The 19,955-nt window shown below is 70.8% G+C and carries 22 protein-coding genes; 12 read left to right on the top strand and 10 right to left on the bottom strand.

The features are described from left to right. Positions 1 to 121 precede the first annotated feature (121 nt). Positions 122 to 319 carry a hypothetical protein gene (locus IWX89_RS01765; RefSeq protein ID WP_196901865.1) on the top strand — a complete coding sequence of 66 codons (198 nt, stop codon included), beginning with the start codon at positions 122 to 124 and terminating at the stop codon, positions 317 to 319. A gap of 22 nt (positions 320 to 341) precedes the next feature. Here the strand turns inward: IWX89_RS01765 and IWX89_RS01770 are convergent, their stop codons facing one another. After that, the gene (locus tag IWX89_RS01770) at positions 342 to 521 is read right to left on the bottom strand and encodes a hypothetical protein (RefSeq protein WP_196901866.1); all 180 of its coding nucleotides are present in this window, start codon (positions 519 to 521) and stop codon (positions 342 to 344) included. 210 nt (positions 522 to 731) lie between these two features. Here IWX89_RS01770 and IWX89_RS01775 point away from each other — a divergent pair, with 210 nt between their 5' ends. The 4 genes from IWX89_RS01775 to panD all read left to right on the top strand — a co-directional run bounded on the left by IWX89_RS01775 (position 732) and on the right by panD (position 5,791). After that, on the top strand, positions 732 to 2,567 hold the full coding sequence (locus tag IWX89_RS01775; protein ID WP_196901867.1) for a cell wall-binding repeat-containing protein: 1,836 nt from the start codon (positions 732 to 734) through the stop codon (positions 2,565 to 2,567). Between the two features lie 122 nt (positions 2,568 to 2,689). Then, entirely contained in the window at positions 2,690 to 4,267 is a 1,578-nt protein-coding gene (locus IWX89_RS01780; RefSeq protein ID WP_196901868.1) for a chromosome partitioning protein, read from the top strand. Between the two features lie 130 nt (positions 4,268 to 4,397). Beyond that, complete coding sequence (locus tag IWX89_RS01785; RefSeq protein WP_196901869.1) at positions 4,398 to 5,330, top strand: FKBP-type peptidyl-prolyl cis-trans isomerase; 933 nt, start codon at positions 4,398 to 4,400, stop codon at positions 5,328 to 5,330. Between the two features lie 47 nt (positions 5,331 to 5,377). After that, on the top strand, positions 5,378 to 5,791 hold the full coding sequence (panD, locus tag IWX89_RS01790; protein WP_196901870.1) for an aspartate 1-decarboxylase: 414 nt from the start codon (positions 5,378 to 5,380) through the stop codon (positions 5,789 to 5,791). 39 nt (positions 5,792 to 5,830) lie between these two features. Here the strand turns inward: panD and IWX89_RS01795 are convergent, their stop codons facing one another. Then, on the bottom strand, positions 5,831 to 6,304 hold the full coding sequence (locus IWX89_RS01795; protein ID WP_196901871.1) for a pyridoxamine 5'-phosphate oxidase family protein: 474 nt from the start codon (positions 6,302 to 6,304) through the stop codon (positions 5,831 to 5,833). A gap of 72 nt (positions 6,305 to 6,376) precedes the next feature. On the opposite strand from IWX89_RS01795, the gene IWX89_RS01800 reads away from it, so the two are divergent. Next, on the top strand, positions 6,377 to 7,198 hold the full coding sequence (locus IWX89_RS01800) for a transglutaminase family protein (RefSeq protein ID WP_196901872.1): 822 nt from the start codon (positions 6,377 to 6,379) through the stop codon (positions 7,196 to 7,198). Between the two features lie 82 nt (positions 7,199 to 7,280). On the opposite strand, the gene IWX89_RS18910 is transcribed toward IWX89_RS01800, so the two are convergent. Next, complete coding sequence (locus IWX89_RS18910) at positions 7,281 to 7,937, bottom strand: TetR/AcrR family transcriptional regulator (protein WP_307836337.1); 657 nt, start codon at positions 7,935 to 7,937, stop codon at positions 7,281 to 7,283. 81 nt (positions 7,938 to 8,018) lie between these two features. On the opposite strand from IWX89_RS18910, the gene IWX89_RS01810 reads away from it, so the two are divergent. From IWX89_RS01810 to IWX89_RS01825, 4 genes are all read left to right on the top strand, one after another. Next, positions 8,019 to 9,014: an ATP-binding cassette domain-containing protein gene (locus tag IWX89_RS01810; protein WP_196901873.1), complete on the top strand. Its 996-nt coding sequence runs from the start codon at positions 8,019 to 8,021 to the stop codon at positions 9,012 to 9,014. Then, positions 9,011 to 9,838, top strand: a complete 828-nt coding sequence (locus tag IWX89_RS01815; RefSeq protein WP_196901874.1) for an ABC transporter permease — start codon at positions 9,011 to 9,013, stop codon at positions 9,836 to 9,838. The genes IWX89_RS01810 and IWX89_RS01815 overlap by 4 nt, the downstream gene beginning before the upstream one ends. A gap of 66 nt (positions 9,839 to 9,904) precedes the next feature. Next, on the top strand, positions 9,905 to 10,375 hold the full coding sequence (locus IWX89_RS01820) for a VOC family protein (RefSeq protein ID WP_196901875.1): 471 nt from the start codon (positions 9,905 to 9,907) through the stop codon (positions 10,373 to 10,375). After that, a complete protein-coding gene (locus IWX89_RS01825; RefSeq protein WP_307836339.1) occupies positions 10,372 to 11,067 on the top strand; it encodes a GyrI-like domain-containing protein in 696 nt (231 codons plus the stop codon). The genes IWX89_RS01820 and IWX89_RS01825 overlap by 4 nt, the downstream gene beginning before the upstream one ends. Positions 11,068 to 11,097: 30 nt before the next feature. On the opposite strand, the gene IWX89_RS18915 is transcribed toward IWX89_RS01825, so the two are convergent. Both IWX89_RS18915 and IWX89_RS01835 read right to left on the bottom strand, forming a co-directional pair. Continuing rightward, a complete protein-coding gene (locus tag IWX89_RS18915; protein ID WP_196901876.1) occupies positions 11,098 to 12,330 on the bottom strand; it encodes a GAF domain-containing protein in 1,233 nt (410 codons plus the stop codon). Between the two features lie 147 nt (positions 12,331 to 12,477). After that, positions 12,478 to 13,266 carry a LysR family substrate-binding domain-containing protein gene (locus IWX89_RS01835; protein ID WP_196901877.1) on the bottom strand — a complete coding sequence of 263 codons (789 nt, stop codon included), beginning with the start codon at positions 13,264 to 13,266 and terminating at the stop codon, positions 12,478 to 12,480. Positions 13,267 to 13,342: 76 nt separating this feature from the next. On the opposite strand from IWX89_RS01835, the gene IWX89_RS01840 reads away from it, so the two are divergent. Beyond that, positions 13,343 to 13,780, top strand: a complete 438-nt coding sequence (locus IWX89_RS01840) for a DUF5997 family protein (protein ID WP_196901878.1) — start codon at positions 13,343 to 13,345, stop codon at positions 13,778 to 13,780. 51 nt (positions 13,781 to 13,831) lie between these two features. Here the strand turns inward: IWX89_RS01840 and IWX89_RS01845 are convergent, their stop codons facing one another. The 3 genes from IWX89_RS01845 to IWX89_RS01855 form a co-directional block, all read right to left on the bottom strand. Continuing rightward, on the bottom strand, positions 13,832 to 14,560 hold the full coding sequence (locus IWX89_RS01845) for an alpha/beta hydrolase (protein WP_196901879.1): 729 nt from the start codon (positions 14,558 to 14,560) through the stop codon (positions 13,832 to 13,834). Positions 14,561 to 14,696: 136 nt separating this feature from the next. After that, positions 14,697 to 15,665 carry a PfkB family carbohydrate kinase gene (locus IWX89_RS01850; protein ID WP_196901880.1) on the bottom strand — a complete coding sequence of 323 codons (969 nt, stop codon included), beginning with the start codon at positions 15,663 to 15,665 and terminating at the stop codon, positions 14,697 to 14,699. Continuing rightward, a complete protein-coding gene (locus tag IWX89_RS01855; protein ID WP_307836340.1) occupies positions 15,658 to 16,677 on the bottom strand; it encodes an ADP-ribosylglycohydrolase family protein in 1,020 nt (339 codons plus the stop codon). Before IWX89_RS01855 ends, IWX89_RS01850 begins: the two co-directional genes overlap by 8 nt. A 133-nt stretch (positions 16,678 to 16,810) precedes the next feature. On the opposite strand from IWX89_RS01855, the gene IWX89_RS01860 reads away from it, so the two are divergent. After that, positions 16,811 to 17,398: an NUDIX hydrolase family protein gene (locus IWX89_RS01860; RefSeq protein WP_196901881.1), complete on the top strand. Its 588-nt coding sequence runs from the start codon at positions 16,811 to 16,813 to the stop codon at positions 17,396 to 17,398. 145 nt (positions 17,399 to 17,543) lie between these two features. On the opposite strand, the gene IWX89_RS01865 is transcribed toward IWX89_RS01860, so the two are convergent. Further along, the gene (locus tag IWX89_RS01865; RefSeq protein WP_196901882.1) at positions 17,544 to 18,077 is read right to left on the bottom strand and encodes a GNAT family N-acetyltransferase; all 534 of its coding nucleotides are present in this window, start codon (positions 18,075 to 18,077) and stop codon (positions 17,544 to 17,546) included. A gap of 326 nt (positions 18,078 to 18,403) precedes the next feature. Continuing rightward, complete coding sequence (locus IWX89_RS01870) at positions 18,404 to 19,954, bottom strand: DEAD/DEAH box helicase (RefSeq protein WP_196901883.1); 1,551 nt, start codon at positions 19,952 to 19,954, stop codon at positions 18,404 to 18,406. Between the last annotated feature and the right edge of the window lies 1 nt (position 19,955).

Genomic DNA, 19,955 nt, shown 5'->3' on the forward strand with positions numbered 1-19,955 from the left:
GAACCCCGGTCCGCCGCCAGCTGCGGATCAGCACGTGCACGACCGCAACCGAACAAGTTCCACGCACCGACGCCGGAAACGGCGCTGGCACCAGGTGTGACAGAACCAGAAACACAGAGCCATGACTGACGACGAACTCCTGCTCGAAACCGACTACACCAGCTACGCGAATTCCTGCCGCGATCCCCACATCGCCCCGGGGGACGACCTGGTGGAATGCCGGCGGCAACGCGGCCACGACGACACCCACGGAACCCGCGCCGGCGCGCGAGCCCTCCGCTGGCTCGCACAGCAGGGCCTCGGACCGCTTCCCGCCTGAACGGCGCGCTGCGACGACCGAGCTAGGCCGCGCCGATCGTCCAGGGGTGTTCCTCCCTGGCGTCCTGGGCTTCGGCGAGGTCGCAATCGAGTTCGTGCACGACTTCCGGCCAGGAAATGCGGTGGTCGTCACCGATGACTGCCGTGCCGTAGACCCCGCACGACCGGCAATAGGCGAGCAGCACCCAGTCACGATCCTTCATGCCTCAATGATGACCCCCGCTTTGGGGGCATCGCAATCCCCTTTCCGTTCATTCCGCCGCCCCGCCGTACGTAAGCTGAGAAATTGTCGGCGCGTCGTTCCTGTCACGACCACCCGAATCTCTGCATGCTGTCAATGGATGTCATCGGCCCGAACCTTTGCTCTCTGCCCCGAAACCCGGCTTTAGCAAACGTCTCCGCCGATTGGAATCATGCGTCCTGCACTCGTCCTCGCGCTCATCCCTGCCCTTGCACTCTCTGCCCTGGTCGTCACCGCCCCGGCCGCCGCCACCGGGATCATGCCCGCCACCGCCGCCGCCGGCAGCGAGTGGGAACGAATTTCGGGCCCGGACCGGTATGCCACCGCCGTCGCCGTGGCCGGCAGATACGCGGCAGGGGTCGGTGTCGTGTACGTGGCGGCCGGAGCCAACTTCCCGGATGCCCTCAGCGCCGCCCCGGCTGCGGCCGCCCAGGGTGGACCGCTGCTGCTGACGCCCCAGGACGTTCTCCCTGCGTCGGTGCGAGCCGAGATCACGCGACTGCGGCCCGCGCACATCGTCGTGGCCGGCGGTCCGACTGTCGTCTCGGCCGCGGTGTACGACCAACTCGCCCTGATCGCCCCGACCCGCCGGGACGCCGGCGCCAACCGTTACGAGACCTCGCGGATCATCAACCAGAACGCATTCGGAGCCGGCGCGAAGACGGCATTCATCGCCACCGGGGCCAACTTCCCCGACGCACTCAGCGCGTCCGCTGTGGCCGGCGGCGTTGCGAAGCCGGTCGTGCTCGTCGACGGTGCAGCCACCGGCCTCAACGCGGCCACACGGGACCTTCTCGGTGCGCTGGGCGTGACCGCAGCCGTCATCGCCGGGGGCTCCCCGAGCGTTTCGACGGGAATCGAACGAGACCTCGGCGCACTGCTGGGATCGGCATCCGTCACCCGGCTCTCCGGTGCCGACCGGTATGCCACCTCCGCCGCGGTGAACCGGGCATCCTTCACGAGCGCTCCCACGGCCTATTTCGCTGCGGGCACCGGGTTCGCCGACGGGCTCGCCGGGGCTGCGCTCGCCGCCCGTGACCACGCCCCTCTCTACGTCGTCCCCAACAACTGCATCCCGGCGTACATGCTGGCTGACCTGCAGACGCTGGGTACCACTCGGCGAATCCTTCTCGGCGGCGCCTCCGTGCTCGGCGCCGGGATCGAGAACCTCGCGTCGTGCACAGCCGCCGAGCCGCCCGCAGCGACGCCCACACCCACGCCGGCACCGACTCCCGCGGGGTCGGTCGCCGCCCCGGCCACCGCCCTGCCCCTGCACACGAATGTCGTGGCGACCTCGTTCTGGGTCGGCGAGATCTTCAACGCGAGCCTCGCCGATGGGTCGCAGGTGTGCTCGACGTACGACTCCAAGTGGGCGCTGCGCCACACCGGCCGGACTATCGGCCTCTCGATCGACACCGGCTGCGGCGGCTCCCCGGTCGGCGGCTGTGATGGCCCCTCCTCCGGAACCACGCTGACGACGTTCACCTGCTCCACCGAGCCCCGCACCGCCGCCAACGGGTACTTCCCCACGACGCAGCCCCGCCCGCTCGAAAACCCGTTCTACCTCGATCTCCCGTTCGACGACGTCAACGATCCCATCGCATTCGCCCAGCGGTGCGCCGTCGTGCCGTGGGCGGCATCCGTCGGCGCAGGCCGCTGCGCCGACTCTGCCTTCTCCTATCTGAAGAACCACTGGGTGCAGATCACCGGGCCGAACGGACACGTCTGCTACGGCCAGGTCGAGGATGCCGGACCGTCGAGCGGGTCGCTCTACCACGACGCGGCCTACGTGTTCGGGAGCGCCAACGCGCGCCCGGTCAACCGCAAGTTCAGCGGCGACAGCAGCCAGGGCGCGGGGATGGATGTCTCGCCGGCGTTGAACGGATGCCTCGGCTTCGCCGACCTCGACGGCGACACCGACCACGTGGACTGGCGATTCGTCGACCGGGCGAACGTGCCCGCCGGCCCGTGGCTCCTCGTGGAAACGACCAGCCAGGTCGCCGGTTGACCCGGGTCTCGGCCGAACGGGGGGAGCACACCGACCGCCCGGTTAGGCTGGAGAGGGCACGATCGACGCAACTTCGACGTGCTCACGCTTATTGAGCTGAGCTCGACGAACAAAGGCCCACCATGAAGAAGAACGACATCGCCCTTCCCAGCATCCGCGCCATGATCCGGAGCGACGGCACGGGCGAGCTGACCATCGACGGCAAGAGCCAGCAAATCACCGCCGTCGACGAGGCGGGCGTCCGCGAGGAGATCATCAACCGGGTCGCGGCGACGGCTCGCACCCTCGGTCGCCCGGTTCGGCTCACCGCGGAAGACGAGCAGGGCCAGTCGCCCCTGATCGTGCACCCCGACGGAGACGTGGACGCGGACGGGGATTTCATCCCCGCGGCCGCTCTGCCCAGTGCGACCCGCCCGCTCGTCCTCCCAGCGGAAACCGCGCCGGACTCCGGCGAGCACGCCGGCTCCGGCGACCACGCAGATTCCGGGGAGGTCGCCGTCGAACCGGCGGCGTACCGCCCTGTGATGGTCGAGTCCGCTCCCGGTGCGGCGGCGGACGATGACCGGGCCGAATCCACGGAGGCCGCTCCTCCTGCGGTCCCCGGCGCCGGGCTGTTCGAGAAGCTCGTCTTCGACCGCGATCTTGACCGTGACGTCGACGATGACGAGCCGGCGGAACCGTCCGATCGCCTGGCGGCCGCCGGCCTGCCGGTGAGCGCATCTGCGTCCGGCCCCGCATCCGCTTCCGGCACCACGCCCGGCACCGCGGGCCCGAACCTGTCGGATTTCATGAGTTCACGGCCGCCGATGGTGGAGGGCCCCGCCCTGCAGGGCTGGCAGGGTACGGTGCGCCGGCTGACCGGCGGGCTGGTCTCGCCTGGCCCCGGCACCGGTGAACGGTCCCACCGTTCGGCGGTCGCCTCCGTGCAGCGCAGCCTGATCGGCCCGCGCACCATCGTCGTGCTGAACCCGAAAGGCGGCGCGCACAAGACCACCGCCACCCTGCTGATCGCGGCGACCTTCGGCATCCACCGCGGCGGTTACACCCTCGCCTGGGACAACAACGAGACGATGGGAACCCTCGGCGTGCGGGCGCAGACGGCGCAGCACACCAACACCGCCGTCGACCTCCTCCGAGACCTGGAGAACTTCGCCTACTCCAGTTCGGCCCGGGTCGGCGACCTCGACAACTACGTGCGCAACCAGGGCGACGCCCGTTTCGACGCCCTCGCCTCCGACCTCGACCCGGCCGGGGCCGCCAGCATCGACGACGTGGCCTTCGGGAAGCTTCACGCCGCGCTCAGCCGTTTCTACCGCGTGCTGATCATCGACACCGGCAACAACATGCGTGCCTCGAACTGGGAAGCCGCCGTCGAGACCGCCGACCAGCTCGTCGTGGTCTCCACCATCCGTGAGGACACCGCCTACGGGGCGGCGTCGCTGCTCGACGGGTTGCGGTTGAAGGGCCATGGCGACAAGGTCGCCCAGGCCGTGACCATCCTCGCCTCGCCGGCCAAGACGGCGGACAGGGCGCTGTCCCGCCGCCTGCACGACCACTTCAGCCAGCTCACCCGCGCCGTCGTGGACGTGCCGTACGACCCGGCCCTCGTCGCCGGAGGGCCGCTCAACATCGAGGCTCTCGCGCCGCGCACACGCGAGGCTTGGCTGTTCGCCACGGCAGCGATCGCCGAAGGACTCTGACCCCGCTTCCGGCCCCCGGGAAGGACGGACACAGCTAGCACGGATGTCGACACGTCATACTGTTCGAGGCCCATTGTCGAACAGAGAGATCAGCGTGCGTAAACTCCCCGTATTCATTTCCGTTGCCACAGTGGCCGTTCTCGCTCTCTCCGGGTGCAGTGGCTCCCCGTCGGCCGAGTCGACCTCGACCGCGACGGCGCTCACCTGCACCGATTCCGGCAAGAGTTCGGATGCCGTCAAGGTGACCGGCAAGGCTGACGCCGAACCCACCGTGAAGTTCACCTCGCCGCTCACCGCGAAGACCACCGAGCGCACCGTGGTCACCAAGGGCAAGGGCGCGGCCGTCAAGAACGGTGAAGCCGTCGAGATCGCCTACACGGCCTACAACGCCTCCACCGGGGCGAAGCTGAACGGCGGCGGGTACGGCAAGGCTGCCGGACTCACCGTGACGGTCGCCGAGACCGCCAGCATCATCCCCGGCATCCTCAAGGGCATCGCCTGCTCCAACGTGGGCTCCCGGGTCGCCGTCGTCGTGCCGCCGGCCGATGCGTTCGGCACCAAGGGCAACACCGACCTCAAGGTCGCCGCGACCGACAACATCATCTTCGTCATCGACGTCAAGGGCAAGGTGGCGACCCGTGCGAACGGCAAGGACCAGAAGCCCCAGGACGGCTTCCCGGCCGTGACGCTCGCCAAGGACGGCACACCCACCGTCAAGGTGCCGAAGACGGACGCTCCCACCGAGCTCAAGACCGAGGTGCTCAAGAAGGGCACCGGCGGCCTCGTCGCCGACGGCGCGACCGTGACGGTGCAGTATGTCGGCCTCCTTTGGAGGACCGGCAAGGTCTTCGACCAGAGCTGGGGCAAAACGGGGCCCTACACGTTGGCCGTCAACCAGTTCGTTCCCGGCTTCACCCAGGGGCTTGTTGGCCAGACGGTCGGGTCCCAGGTCGTCATCGTCATCCCCCCGGCCCTTGGCTACGGTACAGCTGGGCAAAGCGCAGCGGGGATCACCGGCACGGACACCATGGTCTTCGTCGTCGACATCCTCGCCTCGGCGTAACGTTCGGCGGTCTCCACCGGTTCTCCTGTCGAAAGGGTTGCGCGCCGATGCAACGCACCATGTTCAAATCCAAGATCCACCGCGCCACCGTCACGCAATCCGACCTGCACTACGTCGGCTCGCTGACGGTGGACCTGGACCTGCTGGACGCGGCCGACCTGCTGCCCGGCGAGCTGGCGAGCATCGTCAACGTGAACAACGGGAGCCGGTTCGAGACCTATCTGATCGCGGGGGAGCGGGGCAGCGGGGTGGTCGGCGTCAACGGCGCCGCCGCCCGGCTGGCCCTCGAGGGTGACCTTGTCATCATCATCTCCTACGCCCAGATGAGCACCGAGGAAGCCAGGGCCTACACGCCGACCGTGGTCCACGTCGACGGGCGCAACCGGATCGTGGCCGTGGACACCGACCCGGCAGGCACCCACGTCGACGGGCTGGTCCGGCCGCCGCTGAGCCTGCGCTAGGCGACACTCAGCCGCCGGACGCCAGGCCCCCGCCCGGTGTCACCGTTTCTCGAACCGGCCGGTCTTCTCGCTGAGCCGGATGCGATAGAGCACCGGCCTCTCGTGCACCGCAGTGCCGGAGTCGTGCGCGTGGGACGAGGCCAGCGGAGTCCCGTCCGGGCCGAGGTGAGGCTGCGCGGTCGTGCTGGTCAGCAATGGCGACAGTCGAGTGGCGAGGGCACGCATCCCTGCCTCCGCCTCATCGCCCTGCAACTCCTCGAAGGTTCCCCAGGCGATCACACTCTGCCAGTTCGCCAGGTCGTCGACGTGTTCGACCTCGAAGCACACCGCGGGGTTGGCGCGCATCATCCGCACCTTCCGGCCCGTGGCGCTGTGCCCGTAGACGCTGCCGTCCGAGTAGGCGTAGGTGATCGGGACGATGTAGGTGCGGTCGTCGACGTGGCAGCCGATCCGCCCGATCACGGCGGCGTGCAGCACATCTTCGATCTGTTGGTCGTTCAGTTCGCCGAGCATGCCGCAATTCTCACCCGGTTGCGGGTGCGGCGCCAGTGCCTTTGGTCCCCGGCCGCCGCGTATCATCGGGGGATGAAACGCACCGCCTCCTCGCATCTGGCCCTCGAAGCCCTGGCGCCGGCGCGTCTCGTCGTGTCGGTGGCCGTTGCCGCCGACGCGGATGGTTCCGGGTCGGCCGCGCCCGGCCTCACCGCGGTGGAGCGCCTCTCGATCGGCCAGGCCGGGGCATCCGTGGCGGTGCGTGAGATCGTCGACCAGCACGGCACCAGGCTGCACCTGGCGGATGTCCAGGCCGGCCCGGTCGACGTCGAGTACCACGTCGAGGTGGCGGGCCAGGCTGCTCCGGCGAGCGTGGGCGAGGTCGACCTGATCCGGTACCTGCGCCCCAGCCGTTACTGCGAGTCCGACCGGCTCGGGCCGACCGCGCAGGCCGAGTTCTCGGGCCTGGCCGGGCTGGACCTGCTGGCCGGGGTCAGTTCCTGGGTCGGCAGCCGGCTGTCCTACGTTCCCGGTGCGAGCCTGCCCACCGACGGCGCCGTGCGCACCCTCCTCGCCCGGCAGGGTGTCTGCCGCGACTACGCCCACCTCGTGATCGCCCTGCTGCGCGCCAGGGATGTGCCGGCGCGGCTCGTGTCCGTCTACGCCCCCGGCCTGTCGCCGATGGACTTCCACGCCGTGGCGGAGGCCTTCGTGGACGGCGCCTGGCACGTGGTCGACGCGACCACGCTCGCGCCCCGGCAGACGCTCGTGCGGATCGCCACTGGCCGGGACGCGGCGGACACCGCCTTCCTCACCACGATCGGCGGCGGGGTGCTGCTGCACACCCTCGAGGTGTCCGCCGTCGCCGACGAGCTGCCCCGGGACGACGTGACCGAGCTCGTGCAGTTGCGTTGACCCGTCGGAGAGTGCCGGGGCCGCGCCGGTTGCGGCAGCCGGAGCCCGCTGCCGCGGCAGCGGCCTGCAGAACCGGGCGCGGTTAGAGTCCCTGCTCGACCATGTCGACGACCCGGCGGATGAGGCCCTCGGCCTGTTCCGGCCCGAGCGCCCGGAGCGGACCGGTGATCAGGAGCATCGCAAGCCCGTGCACGGCCGACCAGGCCAGGAACTCGGCCTCTGCCCGACGCTCCGCCGGGAGGGCGCCCACGGTGACAAGCCGGTCGAGCGCATCGGTGAGCAGTTGGAAGGGGGTGCGGCCGGAGGTGCCGGCCCGTGACCCGCTGGTCGCGCTCTCCAGGTCGGTCGAGGCGGTGAACGCGGTCTGGAACAGCCCGGGCTCGGCCAGGGCGAAGTGCAGATAGCCGGTGCCGACCGCGCGGAATCGCAACCGGGCAGCGGCGACCGGGTCCGTCGCATCCGCTACCAGGGCCTGTTCGGCCTCGATCGCCTCCGCCACCCGCCCCTGGCTGGCCGAGCACACCGCTTCGAGCAGGGCCCTGCGGTCGGCGAAGTGCCGGTAGGCGGCGTTCGGGGAGACGCCGGCCCGGCGGGTGGCCGCCCGCAGCGCCACCGCGGCCGGACCTCCCGCCCGGGCGAGTTCGACGCCCGCCTCGACGAGGGCGCGGCTGAGGTCGCCGTGCCGGTAGGTGTCCCGGCCGCCGATGTTCGCGCCCGGTGGAATTCCGATGGTTGTCACAGCCCCGTTGCCTCGTTACCATGGTCAAGACAATGTGTACAACGTCTACATTAGCGCACCAGGGCAGGCAGGCACACTCTCATGACCATCATCGAAGCCAGGGGGCTCACCAAGACCTACCGCTCGAAGAGCGGACCGGTGCACGCTCTCGCCGGACTCGACCTCTCCGTCCCGCGCGGGTCGGTCAAGGCCCTGCTCGGCCCGAACGGGGCCGGCAAGACCACCGTCGTGAAAATGCTCACGACCCTGATCAGGCCGGATGCCGGCACCGCCTTCGTCGACGGGATCGACGTCGTGGCCGACCCGAAGGGCGTGCGGCGAATCATCGGGGTGTCGGGCCAGTACGCGGCCGTCGACGAGAACCTGACCGGGTTCGAGAACCTGGAAATGGTCGGCCGGCTCTACCACCTCGGCGGGGCGCTGGCCCGGCGCCGGGCCCAGGAGCTGATCGACCTGTTCGAGCTCACGGCCGCCGGAAACCGACCGGTCAAGGGCTTCTCAGGTGGCATGCGCCGCCGGATCGACCTCGCCGGCGCCCTCGTGATCAATCCCAAGGTCTTGTTCCTCGATGAACCCACCACCGGACTCGACCCGCGCAGCCGGATCGCGCTCTGGCAGGTGATCAAAGGCCTCGTTGCCGACGGCACCACGGTGCTGCTCACCACCCAGTACCTCGAAGAGGCCGACCAGCTCGCCGATGACATCGTCGTGATCGACGACGGCCGGGTGATCGCCGAGGGCACCTCCGACCAGCTCAAGGCGCAGATCGGCGGGCACCGGCTGGAGATCGCCCTCGTCGACGCCGCGGACAGCGACACCGCCCGCGGCATCCTCGCCAGGCTCGGCGACGGCGAACCGATCGTGACCACCGACGGCCGCGGCCTCGAGGTCGCCGTGAACGACGGCCCGCTCGTGCTGCAGCACGTGCTCGCGGCGCTCGGCGAGGCGAAGATCGGCCTGCACGACGCCGGGATGCGCCGGCCCACCCTCGATGACGTGTTCCTCAAACTCACCGGCCACAAGGCCGACAAGGCCGCCCAGCAGGCCGAAGACGCCGAATTGGAGACCGTCAAATGAGCGTCGCCGCGACCCTCCCCGCCTGGAACCCGCTGTCGATGTGGTACTCCGACGGCTGGACGGTGACCAAGCGCAACCTGATCAAGATCAAGCGGTCGCCCGACATGCTCGTCTTCGCCGTCATCCAGCCGATCATGTTCGTGCTCCTCTTCAGCCAGGTCTACGCCGGGGCCATCTCGGTGCAGGGAACCGACTATGTGCAATTCCTGATGGCCGGCATCTTCGCCCAGACCGTGGTCTTCGGTTCGACGTTCTCCGGCTCGGCGATGGCCCAGGACCTCAAGGAAGGCATCATCGACCGGTTCCGGAGCCTGCCGATGAGCTCCTCGGCCGTGCTGATCGGCCGCACCAACAGCGACCTCGTGCTCAACACGATCTCGATGGTGATCATGATGGGCACCGGCCTCGCGGTCGGCTGGCGGGTGAACTCCTCAGCGCCCGAGTTCCTGGCCGGGATCGGACTGCTGCTGCTGTTCAGCTACGCGTTCAGCTGGGTGATGGCACTGCTGGGGATGAGCGTGAAGAGCCCGGAGGTCATCAACAACGCCTCGTTCCTGATCCTCTTCCCGCTCACCTTCGTCTCAAACGCCTTCGTGCCGAGCGACACCCTCCCGACCCCCCTGCGGATCTTCGCGGAGTGGAACCCCGTCTCCTCCCTCGTGCAGGCGGCCCGTCAGCTGTTCGGCAACGAGGGTACGGCGCCGGTTCCCGACATCTGGACGATGCAGAACCCGATCGCCACCGTGCTGATCGGGATCAGTGTCATGCTGCTGGTGTTCGTGCCGCTGTGCATCCGCAAGTTCGCCTCGATCAGCTCCCGGTGACCGGCGGCCACGCTCCGGCGGCTCAGATCCCACCGACCCGGATCCCACCGACCTATGGAGACTGACATGACAGAGCCACAGACCACACCGGGCCTCGGTATCGTCGCCGCCTTCAGCGGTTTCGCCGTTCCCGACATCGACGCGGCCCGCGCCTTCTACGCCGACACCCTCGGACTCACCGTTCGGGATGGCGGGATGGGCCTGCTGCGGCTGGAGCTGCCCGGCGGAGCCGAGGTGATGGTGTACCCCAAGCCGGACCATGTGCCGGCCGTGTTCACCATCCTCAACTTCGCCGTCAGCGACATCGACGCGGCCGTCGACGCCCTCCTCGCCCGCGGGGTGAGCTTCGAACGCTACCCGGGGTCTCCCCAGGACGACAAGGGCATCGCCCATGACCCGCGGGGACCGCAGATCGCCTGGTTCACCGACCCGGCCGGCAACATCCTCTCGGTGCTCCAGAACGTGCTCCAGGACGACCTGCGCCAGGACGACCTGCGCCAGGACGACCTGCGCCAGGACGACGGGGCTCCGGCGTGAGCGCCGAAGTGCCGTTCAGGACCGACCGGCGCACCGGCAAGCTCCGGGCGCCGCGGAACACCGCGCCGGCGGGGGCGGGCCCGTGGGACGTGAAGAAGGCGCTCAAGCCCTTCTACGCGCCGGCGAACCGGGAGTGGGAGCTCGTCGAGGTCCCACCGCAACGGTTCATCGCCGTCGACGGGAGCGGCGACCCGAACACGGCGACTGCCTACGCGGAGGCCGTCGAGGCCCTCTACGCGGTGGCCTACGGCATCAAGTTCCAGGCCAAGCGCGAGCTCGGGCGTGACGCGGTCGTGGCGCCGCTGGAGGGCCTCTGGTACGCCGACGACGCATCCGTCTTCACCGCGGGGTCGAAGTCGCAGTGGCACTGGACCATGCTGATCAGCGAGCCCGACTGGGTGACGGATGCCTTCGTCGGCCAGGTCATCGCGGCTGCGAGCGCGAAGAAGAAGCTGCCTGCCCTCGCCAGGGTGCGCACCGAGACCCTCGACGAGGGACTCTCCGCCCAACTGCTGCACCTCGGCCCCTACGATGACGAGGCGCCGGTGCTCGCCGCCCTGCACGGTGACTTCCTCGCCGCGAACGGGCTGCGCCTGAACGGCCGGCACCACGAGGTGTATCTCAGCGATCCACGGCGGACCGAGCCGGCCAGGCTCAAGACGGTGCTGCGACAGCCGGTCGGCCGGCTCTGAACCGCACCGGCCTGGAATGCCCGGCGCCGTCTACTCGGGGCGCCGGCGCAGTTCGGCCTGGATCAGCAGGGCGAGTTCGCGCAGCAGTACGGTGTCGATCTCGTCGGGAGACCGAGGCGAGGGGTCGAACACGCTGAGCACGCCGATCCGCTCACCGGATTCTGCTTCCACCGGGAAGCCGGCGTAGAAGCGGGTGTGCGGCTCGCCAACCACGAGGGGATGCTCGCGGGTGCGCGGGTCGAGCAGTGTGTCCGGAATGACCAGCGCGCCGGGGGAGCGGACCGCGATGGCGGTGACCGAACCGGCGAGCGGATAGACCCTGGGTGCCTCGCCCAGGTTGGACTTGTCCCACAGCCGGTCCCCGTCGACGAAGGTGAACGCGGCCGAACGGGTGCCGTAGGAGCGCCGCGCCAGCGCCACGACCCGGTCGAAACGTTCCTCCGGGTCGGTGTCGAGGAGACCCAGGGCGATGACAGCGCGCGCCCCCTCGGGGCCGGGCCACTCGGGATGGCCGGTCGGTGAACCGTCGTGGTCGATCTCGGAGGACGGGCCGTTGTGATGTTCCGCGTCGAGCGGCCCCTTCATCGAGTCGGCGAGGTTCTCGGCCCAGGCGGCGTAGTCCGCCGCCGTGCGGATGCGGCCGGGCGTGCGGGCCCGGCCGGCCGGCATGGCGACGAAGTGCGCGTCCGGGAGGGGGGCGCAGACCGCGCCGGTCAGGTCGTTCAATGCCCGTGCATGCGTGGCGCCCAGGGAGCCCAGGGCGGTGTCATAGGCCGCGATCGAACGGATGGGTTGCACGCCGAGCACGAAGATGCGGGTGGTCCGGGAGGTGCTGCGACTGAGCTGGTCCAGGATCGCCTGGAGTTCACGCTGCCAGACCCGGGGCGAGATCAGGCCGACGGCATCGGTCGTGCCGACGCTGACCACGACGGCGTCGTAGCGCCACAGCTTCAGCCCGGCGAGTTCGGCGCGGGCGGACCTGATCGTGACCGCCGGACTCGGAACGACGTCGACGTCGGTGCCGCGCCCCGTGCGCGCCGACAGCGCCCGCGCGAGCGAGCCCGGCAAGGCGAGGTCGTGGCTGACCACACCCCAGCCGACCGCAGGCCCGCTGCCGAAGAGCAGGATTCGATCACTGTTGATGCCGGCGGCGTGGGCCTGCGGGGCATCCCTCGGCCGTGGCAAGGTGTGGTAGTCGCGCGTCCTGGCGGCGATCCACGCGCGCATGACGGGTGCCATCGCCCAGCGGATGACTTCCCCCACTGAAACTCCTCGAGACCGAAATGAATCTCCAGCCGGCAAATCGTGGAGCCCGTTGAGCTTATATCAGCTAACCGCCGAGCGCGAGTCGCCGCGGTGGCGCAGACCGGTTCGCAGCGGCCGCCGGCGCCCGGCTGCCAGGCCCGCCGGCTAGCGGGAGCCGCGGCGCTTGCCCTTCTTCGGGCTCGCGGTGGGGCGGGTGCGGCCGGGCGCGCTCGGGGTCTTCCGGGAGACGGCCGGCTTCGCTTTCGCGGCGGCGACGCGCACCGCCTTCGCGGCAGCCTTCGCCTTGTCGGTCTTCTTTTCCTTCTTCACCCGTTCGGCCGGCAGCGAGTCGATCCGCGAGCTGTCCTTCGTGCGCCCGCGCACGATGCCGATGAACTCCTCGACATCCTCGGTCGTCTCGCTCGAGAGCCAGGCCAGGGACACCTGGCTTTCCGCCACGTCCTCGACCGGCCGGGACACGACATCCTTTCGGCTGTGCAGCCGGGCGATCGAGTGGGGGACGATCAGGATGCCCACCCCGGCCGCGACCTGTTCCATCGCCTCATCGAGGTCGCGCATCTTGGGCAGAGCGCGGCGGGTGCCGTCGCGGAGCTCGGTCGCCACCGCACGCCACTCCGGCACGGCGTCGGGGTCCTGCAGGAGGTGCTCGTCGGCCAGGTCGGCGACGAGAACACTGTCCTGGTCGGCGATGAAGTGGTCCTTCGCCGCGACGACCACGGGGATCTCGCGGTACAGGGCGATCAGGCTCAGGTCGGTCTCGTCGATGGGCAGCCGCACCAGGCTGACCTGGGCGCGACCGTCGCGGAGCACCTGGTCCTGCTCCGCGGGTTCCGTGCGGAAGACCTCGAGCGGCTGGTCGGGTCGGCGTTCGGCCCAGATGCGAGTCCACTTGGTGGGGGTCACACCGGCGACGAAGGCAATGGAAAAAGTCACCGGCATCCTCTCTGGTTCGGTTTGATCGGTGCCGACCCGCCGGATCGATACCGCTCTCAGGCTATACGCTTGACTAATGACCGAGAAGAAGACCCAGACCATGAAGCCCGCCACGGCGGCCCAGAAGCTCGGGATTCTGCTCGAAGCAGCCCCGGAGGATTTCCAGTCTTCGCCCATTTCGCGCACCGACCTGGCCGCGCTGGACGCGAACCCGCCGGAGTGGCTGCTCGAATTGCGTGCCAACGGCCCACACCCGAAGCAGGTCGTGGCGGCCAAGCTCGGCGTGTCGATCTCCGGCCTCGTGCGTGGCAAGGTGACGGAGCCGCTCACCACGGCCGAGATCCTGGCCCTGCTGCAGCAGCCGCCGGCCTGGCTGGTCACCGAGCGCGCGACCCAGTTCGAGGTCCGCGAAGAGCAGATCCGGGTCAAGGACCGCGACGCCGAGCGTGCCCGCAAGGCGGCGCACATCGTTCGCCAGGCCGCCCAGAACGAAAAGGCCGGCCGCGGCCGCTAAGCCGCTGGCCGCTGACCCGCGGAGAGGCTGCCCGGCCCGCGCGGCCACCGGTCAGACAGCGAGCCTCGCGTACTGCTCGCGCAGGAAGCCGACGATCTCGCCGAGTTCGGCCTGCGAGATGGAGTGCCCCATCCCCTCGTAGATGCGCTCGGTGAGGTCGGAGTGGCCCGGCAGCCAGGCCTGCGTGCGTTCGATCGCATCCTGGGGGATCACCGGGTCGGCCGTGCCACGACCCCAGAAGACCGGGAGGCGCAGTTCGGCCAGTCGGACGTCGCCCGGATGCTCGCTGCGGCCCACGAAACCCGACAGCTGTACCGCGAACGCGAACCGGTCGGGCGCCTGGCGCAGCAACTGGAGGGCCATCGCTCCGCCCTGGGAGAAGCCGAGCAGGCCCACCGAGGTCGGCTGCTCCGGCAGGGCGTCGAGCCAGGCCAGCACGCCGGAGGCGGCCGCGGTGAGGGCGTCGGCGCTCGGCGCCCCGGGGTTGACCGTCGCCCCGGCCGCACCGATCGGGAACCAGGCCCAGCCGGGACCGGCCGAGAGCGGCGCGCGGAGGGCCGCGATCACCGGGTGCAACGGAAGATGCGGCGCGAGGGAGAAGAGGTCACCCTCGTGCGAGCCGTAGCCGTGCAGGATCAGCAGCAGGGGGCGGCCGCCCCGGTCCGCGGGGCCGGATGACCAGAGCACGGCCTCCGGGTCGATCGCTTCGATCCGCTCGGCGGCCGGTTCGATCCGCTCTGGTTGGATCCGCTCGGGGTTGCCCTGTTCGCTGTTGCCCATCTCGGACCTTTCGTTTCGGGTGGCTGCCGGCTCGCGGCGACTGGTCCCAGTCTTCCACTGCGGCGGGGGCCGGCGCGTCCGGCGCTGTGATCGCGCCGGGGTGTTCAGGCATCGGGGCGCTCAGCCTCCGGTGTGCTCAGGCGTCGGGGTGTTCAGCCGCCGGTGCGCCGGCGTCGCGCAGGAACGCGTCGATCGCGGCGGCCGCCGGCGCGGTCGCCGGCCCGGGCCGGGTCACGGCCAGGGCGGCCGCCGCGTTCGCCCGCCGGGCCGCCTCCCGCGGCGTCAGCCCACGGGCCAGCGCGGCGGCGAGAACCCCGCAGTGGGTGTCGCCGGCGCCGGTCGTGTCCACGACATGCACGGTGAAACCCCGCACGTGCACGGGGAGCAGGCCGAGCGTGTCGCCGGCGAGCCAGCATCCGTTCCGGCCGTCGCGCACGACGACGAAGCCGCCGGGACGGATGCTGCCGACCAGGCGGGCCGCCGCGTCACCGGGCTCGCCCGTCCCGGTCAGGTGCCGGGCCTCGCGTGCGTTCGCGCTGAACACGTCGGTGCGGGCCATCACCTCGGCGAGGGTGGCCGGGTCGAGGGTAGCGATGAGCGGCGACGGGTCGGTGATCACCCGGGCGGCGGGAGGCAGCTCGCGCAGCCAGCCGGGGATCGCGGCGGCGTTCGCCGGATGCGCGAGGCTGTACCCCGACACGTACACGAGGTCGCCGGGGCGCACCTCGGCCAAGTCGAGGTCGCCCCGGTCGAGCCGCCCCTCGGCGCCGACCCAGGTCACGAAGGTGCGCTCGGCGGAGTCGTCGACCAGGACGACGCAGTAGCCGCTGTCAAGGCCGGGCAGCGCCGGCTGGGCCGCCTCGATGCCGTCGGCGCCCAGCGCGGCGTGCACGATGTCGCCGAACGGCCCCTGCCCGTAACGGCCGAGAAACGTCACCGCCAGACCGTCGCGCCGGGCGGCGGCCATGGTGTTGAAGCCGCCGCCGGCCGTGAGCCGGGACGAGGAGGCGAGGGTGTCGCTCCCGGCCTCGGGCAGCCGGTCGATGGTCAGCACCACGTCGACGATGACGTTGCCGGTGAAAACGAGGCGGGGAGGCTCAGCCACGGTGTTCCCGGCGCAGCTCGAGGAGCCCGTCGACCAGCGGGGCCAGCTCGAGGTCGTTGACCAGGCCGAGCGTGTCCACTTCGGCCGTCGGCCAGGCTCGCAGGCCGTGCACGGAGCCGAGCACCGCCCCGCAGATCGCGGCGATGGTGTCGGTGTCGCCGCCGAGACCTGCCACGAGGCAGAGGGTTCGCCAGGCGTCGCGGGAGACCGCGGCCAGCGCGAGCGCGGCGACCACCGACTCCTGGGCCGCGACGGAGGTGCCGATCAGGGCGCACACGGCATCCGCCTGGTCGTCCTCCCGCATTCCCGCGAGGTGGGCGACGGCCCAGCGGATGCGCGCGGCGATCGACGCCCCCGCCACCCAGTGCCCGCGGCGTTCGCCCTCCGCGGCGGCGCTGACCGCGGCCTCGATGGCGCCCGTGAGGGTTGCCCCGGCGACGCCGGCGCTCACCGCCGCGCCGACCGCGGCCGCGCTGCCGATGCCGAGGGTGGTGTTGTGGGTGACCAGGCTCGCCTCGGTGACCGCGTCGACGAACGCGCCCAGCGGTTCCAGGCCGAACGCGATGCCGACCGGGGCGATCCGCATTGCGGCGCCGTTGGTGCTGCCGAACCGGCCGCTCGTCAACGGTGACTCACCGCCGGCGAGGCGGCCCAGCGCGGCCGTCGTGGACGGGCCGAGGAGGTCGAGCGAACCGCGGGCCCGCATCCCCTGCTCCCAATCGAGCAGGCGGGCCGCGAACACCCGCGGGTCGACGCGGCCGCGGCCCTCGATGAGCAGCCCGGCCAGCAGCACGGCCTGCTCGGTGTCGTCCGTGACCCTGCCGGCCGGCATCCCGGCGGCGATCCGCTGACGCGGGCCCGCGTCCCGGAAACCCGCGATGGAGCCGTAGTCGGCCAGGATCTCAGCCCTGGACATCGACTGGGTCGGCATGCCGAGCGCGTCGCCGAGGGCCAGGCCGTAGAACGCGCCCAGGGCGCGATCCCGCTCCGCGACTGCCGTGTGACTGTTCACGAGGCCGACTGTACCGGGTGGCGGCGTTCGCCGGCGTGTTCCGCGGGCGAAATCCGGGGTCCGGCCCTGCTGGTTGGCCGTTCACGAGGGGCGGGGCCGCGCATCCGCTCGCCGGGTAGGACAGAATGAACTCATGAGCGTGCGCACCCCTGACCCTGATCCGGACTGGACGCCTGGCCCCGACGGTGTACCGCCGCCGAACGTGAACCCGGGCTGGCTCACCGACGTCGAACTGGCGGAGATCCGGCGCCGGCTGCCGATCCTCTACATCGAAGCCGTTCCCGTACGGGTCGACGGGCTCGGCCAGGTCGTCTCTGTCGGAGTGCTGCTCCGAGCCAGGCCGACCGGCGAGATGACCCGCACGCTCGTCTCCGGCCGCGTCCTCTATGGGGAGACCCTGCGCGACGCGCTGTTCCGCCACCTGGAGAAGGACCTCGGCCCGATGGCGTTCCCCCAGCTGCCGACCAGCCCGGTGCCGGTCACGGTGGCCGAGTACTTCCCGATGCCCGGCATCACCGCGTTCACGGATGACCGCCAGCACGCGGTCTCGATGGTCTACGTCGTGCCGGTCACCGGCACCTGCGACCCGCGCCAGGATGCCCTCGAGCTCACCTGGATGACGCCGGCCGAGGCCTCCTCTGAGGCCGTCTCCGCGGAGATGGAGGGGGGCCGCGGCGCCCTCCTCCGGATGGCGCTGGCGTCGGTCGGGCAGCTCCGCTAGCCCGGCAGAAGCGCTCCGCTCTCGTTCAGGGTGGAGAAACTCGCGCCACGCCGAGCTTGCCGACGACGGATGCGGCGGGTCGCGAAAAATCTCCATCCCGACCGTCCGCGCGCCGGCGGCGCCGGCGCCAGACCGGCGCGGGGCGCTATTCGGCGGTGGCGAGCGACAGGCGCCGGGCGAGTGACCGGGGCCGCACCAGGCGCACCTCGTGCAGTTCCTCGCCGAGGACTTCCTGGTCCTGCTCGTGGCCGTCCGGGGCGTAGCCATTGCGCTTGTAGAACGAGTGGGCCCGGGCGTTCTCGGCGGCGACCCACAGGCACGACGGTCCCTCGTCGATGACGGCGTCGAAGAGCTGCTGGCCGATGCCGGTGCCGTGGTAGGCATCCAGCAGGTAGATGAAGTAGAGCTCCGTCGGGGCCGGCTTGTCGGCATCGCGGGCCGGACCGCTGCCGGCGAAGCCGACGATCGCGCCGTCGACGAGCGCGGCGACCTGCCGGTACTGCGGCCCCTGTGAGCTGAAACGCCGCCACATCGCGGCCAGGCGCGCGGGCTGGAGCTGCTCGAGAGCGGCGGCGCTGAGCTGGTTGTCGTATGTCTCATGCCAGCAGGTGGCGTGCACGCGGCCGAGGCTCTCGGCATCCGATTCGACGACGGGACGGATGAGCGCTGTGGTGACCATGACCCGAGACTAGCTCAGACCAGGCCGCCCCTTTGACGTTCCCGTGCCACCCTGGTGCCGCTCGGCCGGCCGGTCTTCGTCCGGCCATTGCGCATAACTCCTGCAAATCGGGTTCGGCCGAATCTGCCGACGCCAATTGCTGCGGATGCGCGCACCACCCGGTGCGAATAGCAGGAGTTATGCACGGTGTACGGCCCGCAGCGGGCACATGCGGGGTCGGAATCCCCCCCCCCCGACAAGACCAGAAACCGGAAAACGGGCCGGCCTCGGGGGAGGCCGGCCCGTTTCAATGAGCTGGAGTGCGGCAAACCGACCGCGCGGGACGGTTAGCCCTGGGCGCGACGGGGAGCCGAGCGGCGGGCGCCGCCGGTCGAGCCGGCACCGCGCACGAGGCCGCCGACCTGCAGTCCGCCGGAGCGTCCTGAGCCCTGGCCGGTGCGGGCCGCTCCGCCGTTCCCCTGCGGGGAGTGGCTGCGACCGGATGCCGCGGGGCGTCCGGCACGGTCCTGGCGGGCAGAGCCGCCGGCCGGCACGGAGTCGCCGCTGCGGCCGCGGCCGCCGTCACGGCCGCCACGGGTGCCGCTGTCGCGCTCGTCGCGCTTGCGCTGGGCGTTGGCGCCCTGCGAGCGTCCGCCGCCCTGTGAACGGCCGCCCTGCGACTGGCGCTGCGGCTGTTCGGTGCGGGGAAGCGGCTTGACGTACGCGGCGACGTCGCCGACGAGTGCGGCGACGGCGGGGGAGTCCGCGTTCACGCGCTGCGGTGTCACCTTGATGGCGGCCTTGCGCAGGAGCGCGTCGGTGTCGCGGCGCTGTTCCGGGAGAACCAGCGTGACGACGTCACCGGCGCTGCCGGCGCGGGCGGTGCGGCCCGAGCGGTGCAGGTACGCCTTGTGCTCGGCCGGCGGGTCGACGTGGATGACGAGTTCGATGTCGTCGACGTGCACACCGCGCGCCGCGACATCCGTGGCGACGAGAACGCTCACGTCGCCGGCGCTGAACGCGGCGAGGTTGCGGTCACGGGCCACCTGCGACAGGTTGCCGTGCAGGTCGACGGCGGGGATGCCGGCCTCGGTGAGGGCCTTGGCCAGCTTCTTGGCGTGGTGCTTGGTGCGCATGAAGAGGATGCGACGGCCGGTGCCCGACGCGAGCTTCTCGATCAGGGCCTTCTTGGATTCGACGCCGTCGACCTCGAAGACGTGGTGGGTCATCGCGGAGACGTGGCTGGTGGCCTCGTCGACGGAGTGCAGAACCTCGTTGTGCAGGAAGCGGCGCACGATCTTGTCCACGCCGTTGTCGAGCGTGGCGGAGAACAGCAGGCGCTGGCCGCTGCTCGGCGTCTTGTCGAGGATGCGCGTGACGACGGGCAGGAAGCCCAGGTCGGCCATGTGGTCGGCCTCGTCGAGCACGGTGATCTCGACGGCATCGAGGCTCACGAAGCCCTGCTTCATGAGGTCCTCGAGGCGTCCGGGGCAGGCCACGACGATGTCGACGCCGGCCTTGAGGGCGGAGACCTGACGGCCCTGGGAGACGCCACCGAAGATGGTCGTCGTGTTGAGGCCGTAAGCTTCGGCCAGCGGGGTGAGCGCGTTGGTGATCTGGGTGGCGAGCTCGCGGGTCGGGGCGAGGATCAGGCCGAGCGGGCGGCCCGGGCGGCGCTTGCCGCCGGACAGCTTTCCGCCGAGGCGCGCGACCATCGGCAGTGCGAAGGCGAGGGTCTTGCCCGAGCCGGTCTTGCCGCGGCCGAGCACGTCGCGGCCGTTCAGGGTGTCGGGCAGGGTGTCGACCTGGATCGGGAAGGGGCTGTCGATTCCCTGCGCCGTGAGAACGGCGACGAGGGGAGCCGGCACGCCGAGCGTGCCAAAGGAAGTTTCAGACAAA

The organism is Cryobacterium sp. MP_M3 (genome assembly GCF_015752155.1).
Classification (GTDB): Bacteria; Actinomycetota; Actinomycetes; order Actinomycetales; family Microbacteriaceae; genus Cryobacterium.

Coding starts and splice junctions, on each gene's coding strand:
- IWX89_RS01765 (WP_196901865.1), top strand. CDS start 122: ATGACTGACGACGAACTCCTGCTCGAAACCGACTACACCAGCTACGCG.
- IWX89_RS01770 (WP_196901866.1), bottom strand. CDS start 521: ATGAAGGATCGTGACTGGGTGCTGCTCGCCTATTGCCGGTCGTGCGGG.
- IWX89_RS01775 (WP_196901867.1), top strand. CDS start 732: ATGCGTCCTGCACTCGTCCTCGCGCTCATCCCTGCCCTTGCACTCTCT.
- IWX89_RS01780 (WP_196901868.1), top strand. CDS start 2,690: ATGAAGAAGAACGACATCGCCCTTCCCAGCATCCGCGCCATGATCCGG.
- panD (WP_196901870.1), top strand. CDS start 5,378: ATGCAACGCACCATGTTCAAATCCAAGATCCACCGCGCCACCGTCACG.
- IWX89_RS01795 (WP_196901871.1), bottom strand. CDS start 6,304: ATGCTCGGCGAACTGAACGACCAACAGATCGAAGATGTGCTGCACGCC.
- IWX89_RS01800 (WP_196901872.1), top strand. CDS start 6,377: ATGAAACGCACCGCCTCCTCGCATCTGGCCCTCGAAGCCCTGGCGCCG.
- IWX89_RS01810 (WP_196901873.1), top strand. CDS start 8,019: ATGACCATCATCGAAGCCAGGGGGCTCACCAAGACCTACCGCTCGAAG.
- IWX89_RS01815 (WP_196901874.1), top strand. CDS start 9,011: ATGAGCGTCGCCGCGACCCTCCCCGCCTGGAACCCGCTGTCGATGTGG.
- IWX89_RS01820 (WP_196901875.1), top strand. CDS start 9,905: ATGACAGAGCCACAGACCACACCGGGCCTCGGTATCGTCGCCGCCTTC.
- IWX89_RS01840 (WP_196901878.1), top strand. CDS start 13,343: ATGACCGAGAAGAAGACCCAGACCATGAAGCCCGCCACGGCGGCCCAG.
- IWX89_RS01845 (WP_196901879.1), bottom strand. CDS start 14,560: ATGGGCAACAGCGAACAGGGCAACCCCGAGCGGATCCAACCAGAGCGG.
- IWX89_RS01860 (WP_196901881.1), top strand. CDS start 16,811: ATGAGCGTGCGCACCCCTGACCCTGATCCGGACTGGACGCCTGGCCCC.
- IWX89_RS01865 (WP_196901882.1), bottom strand. CDS start 18,077: ATGGTCACCACAGCGCTCATCCGTCCCGTCGTCGAATCGGATGCCGAG.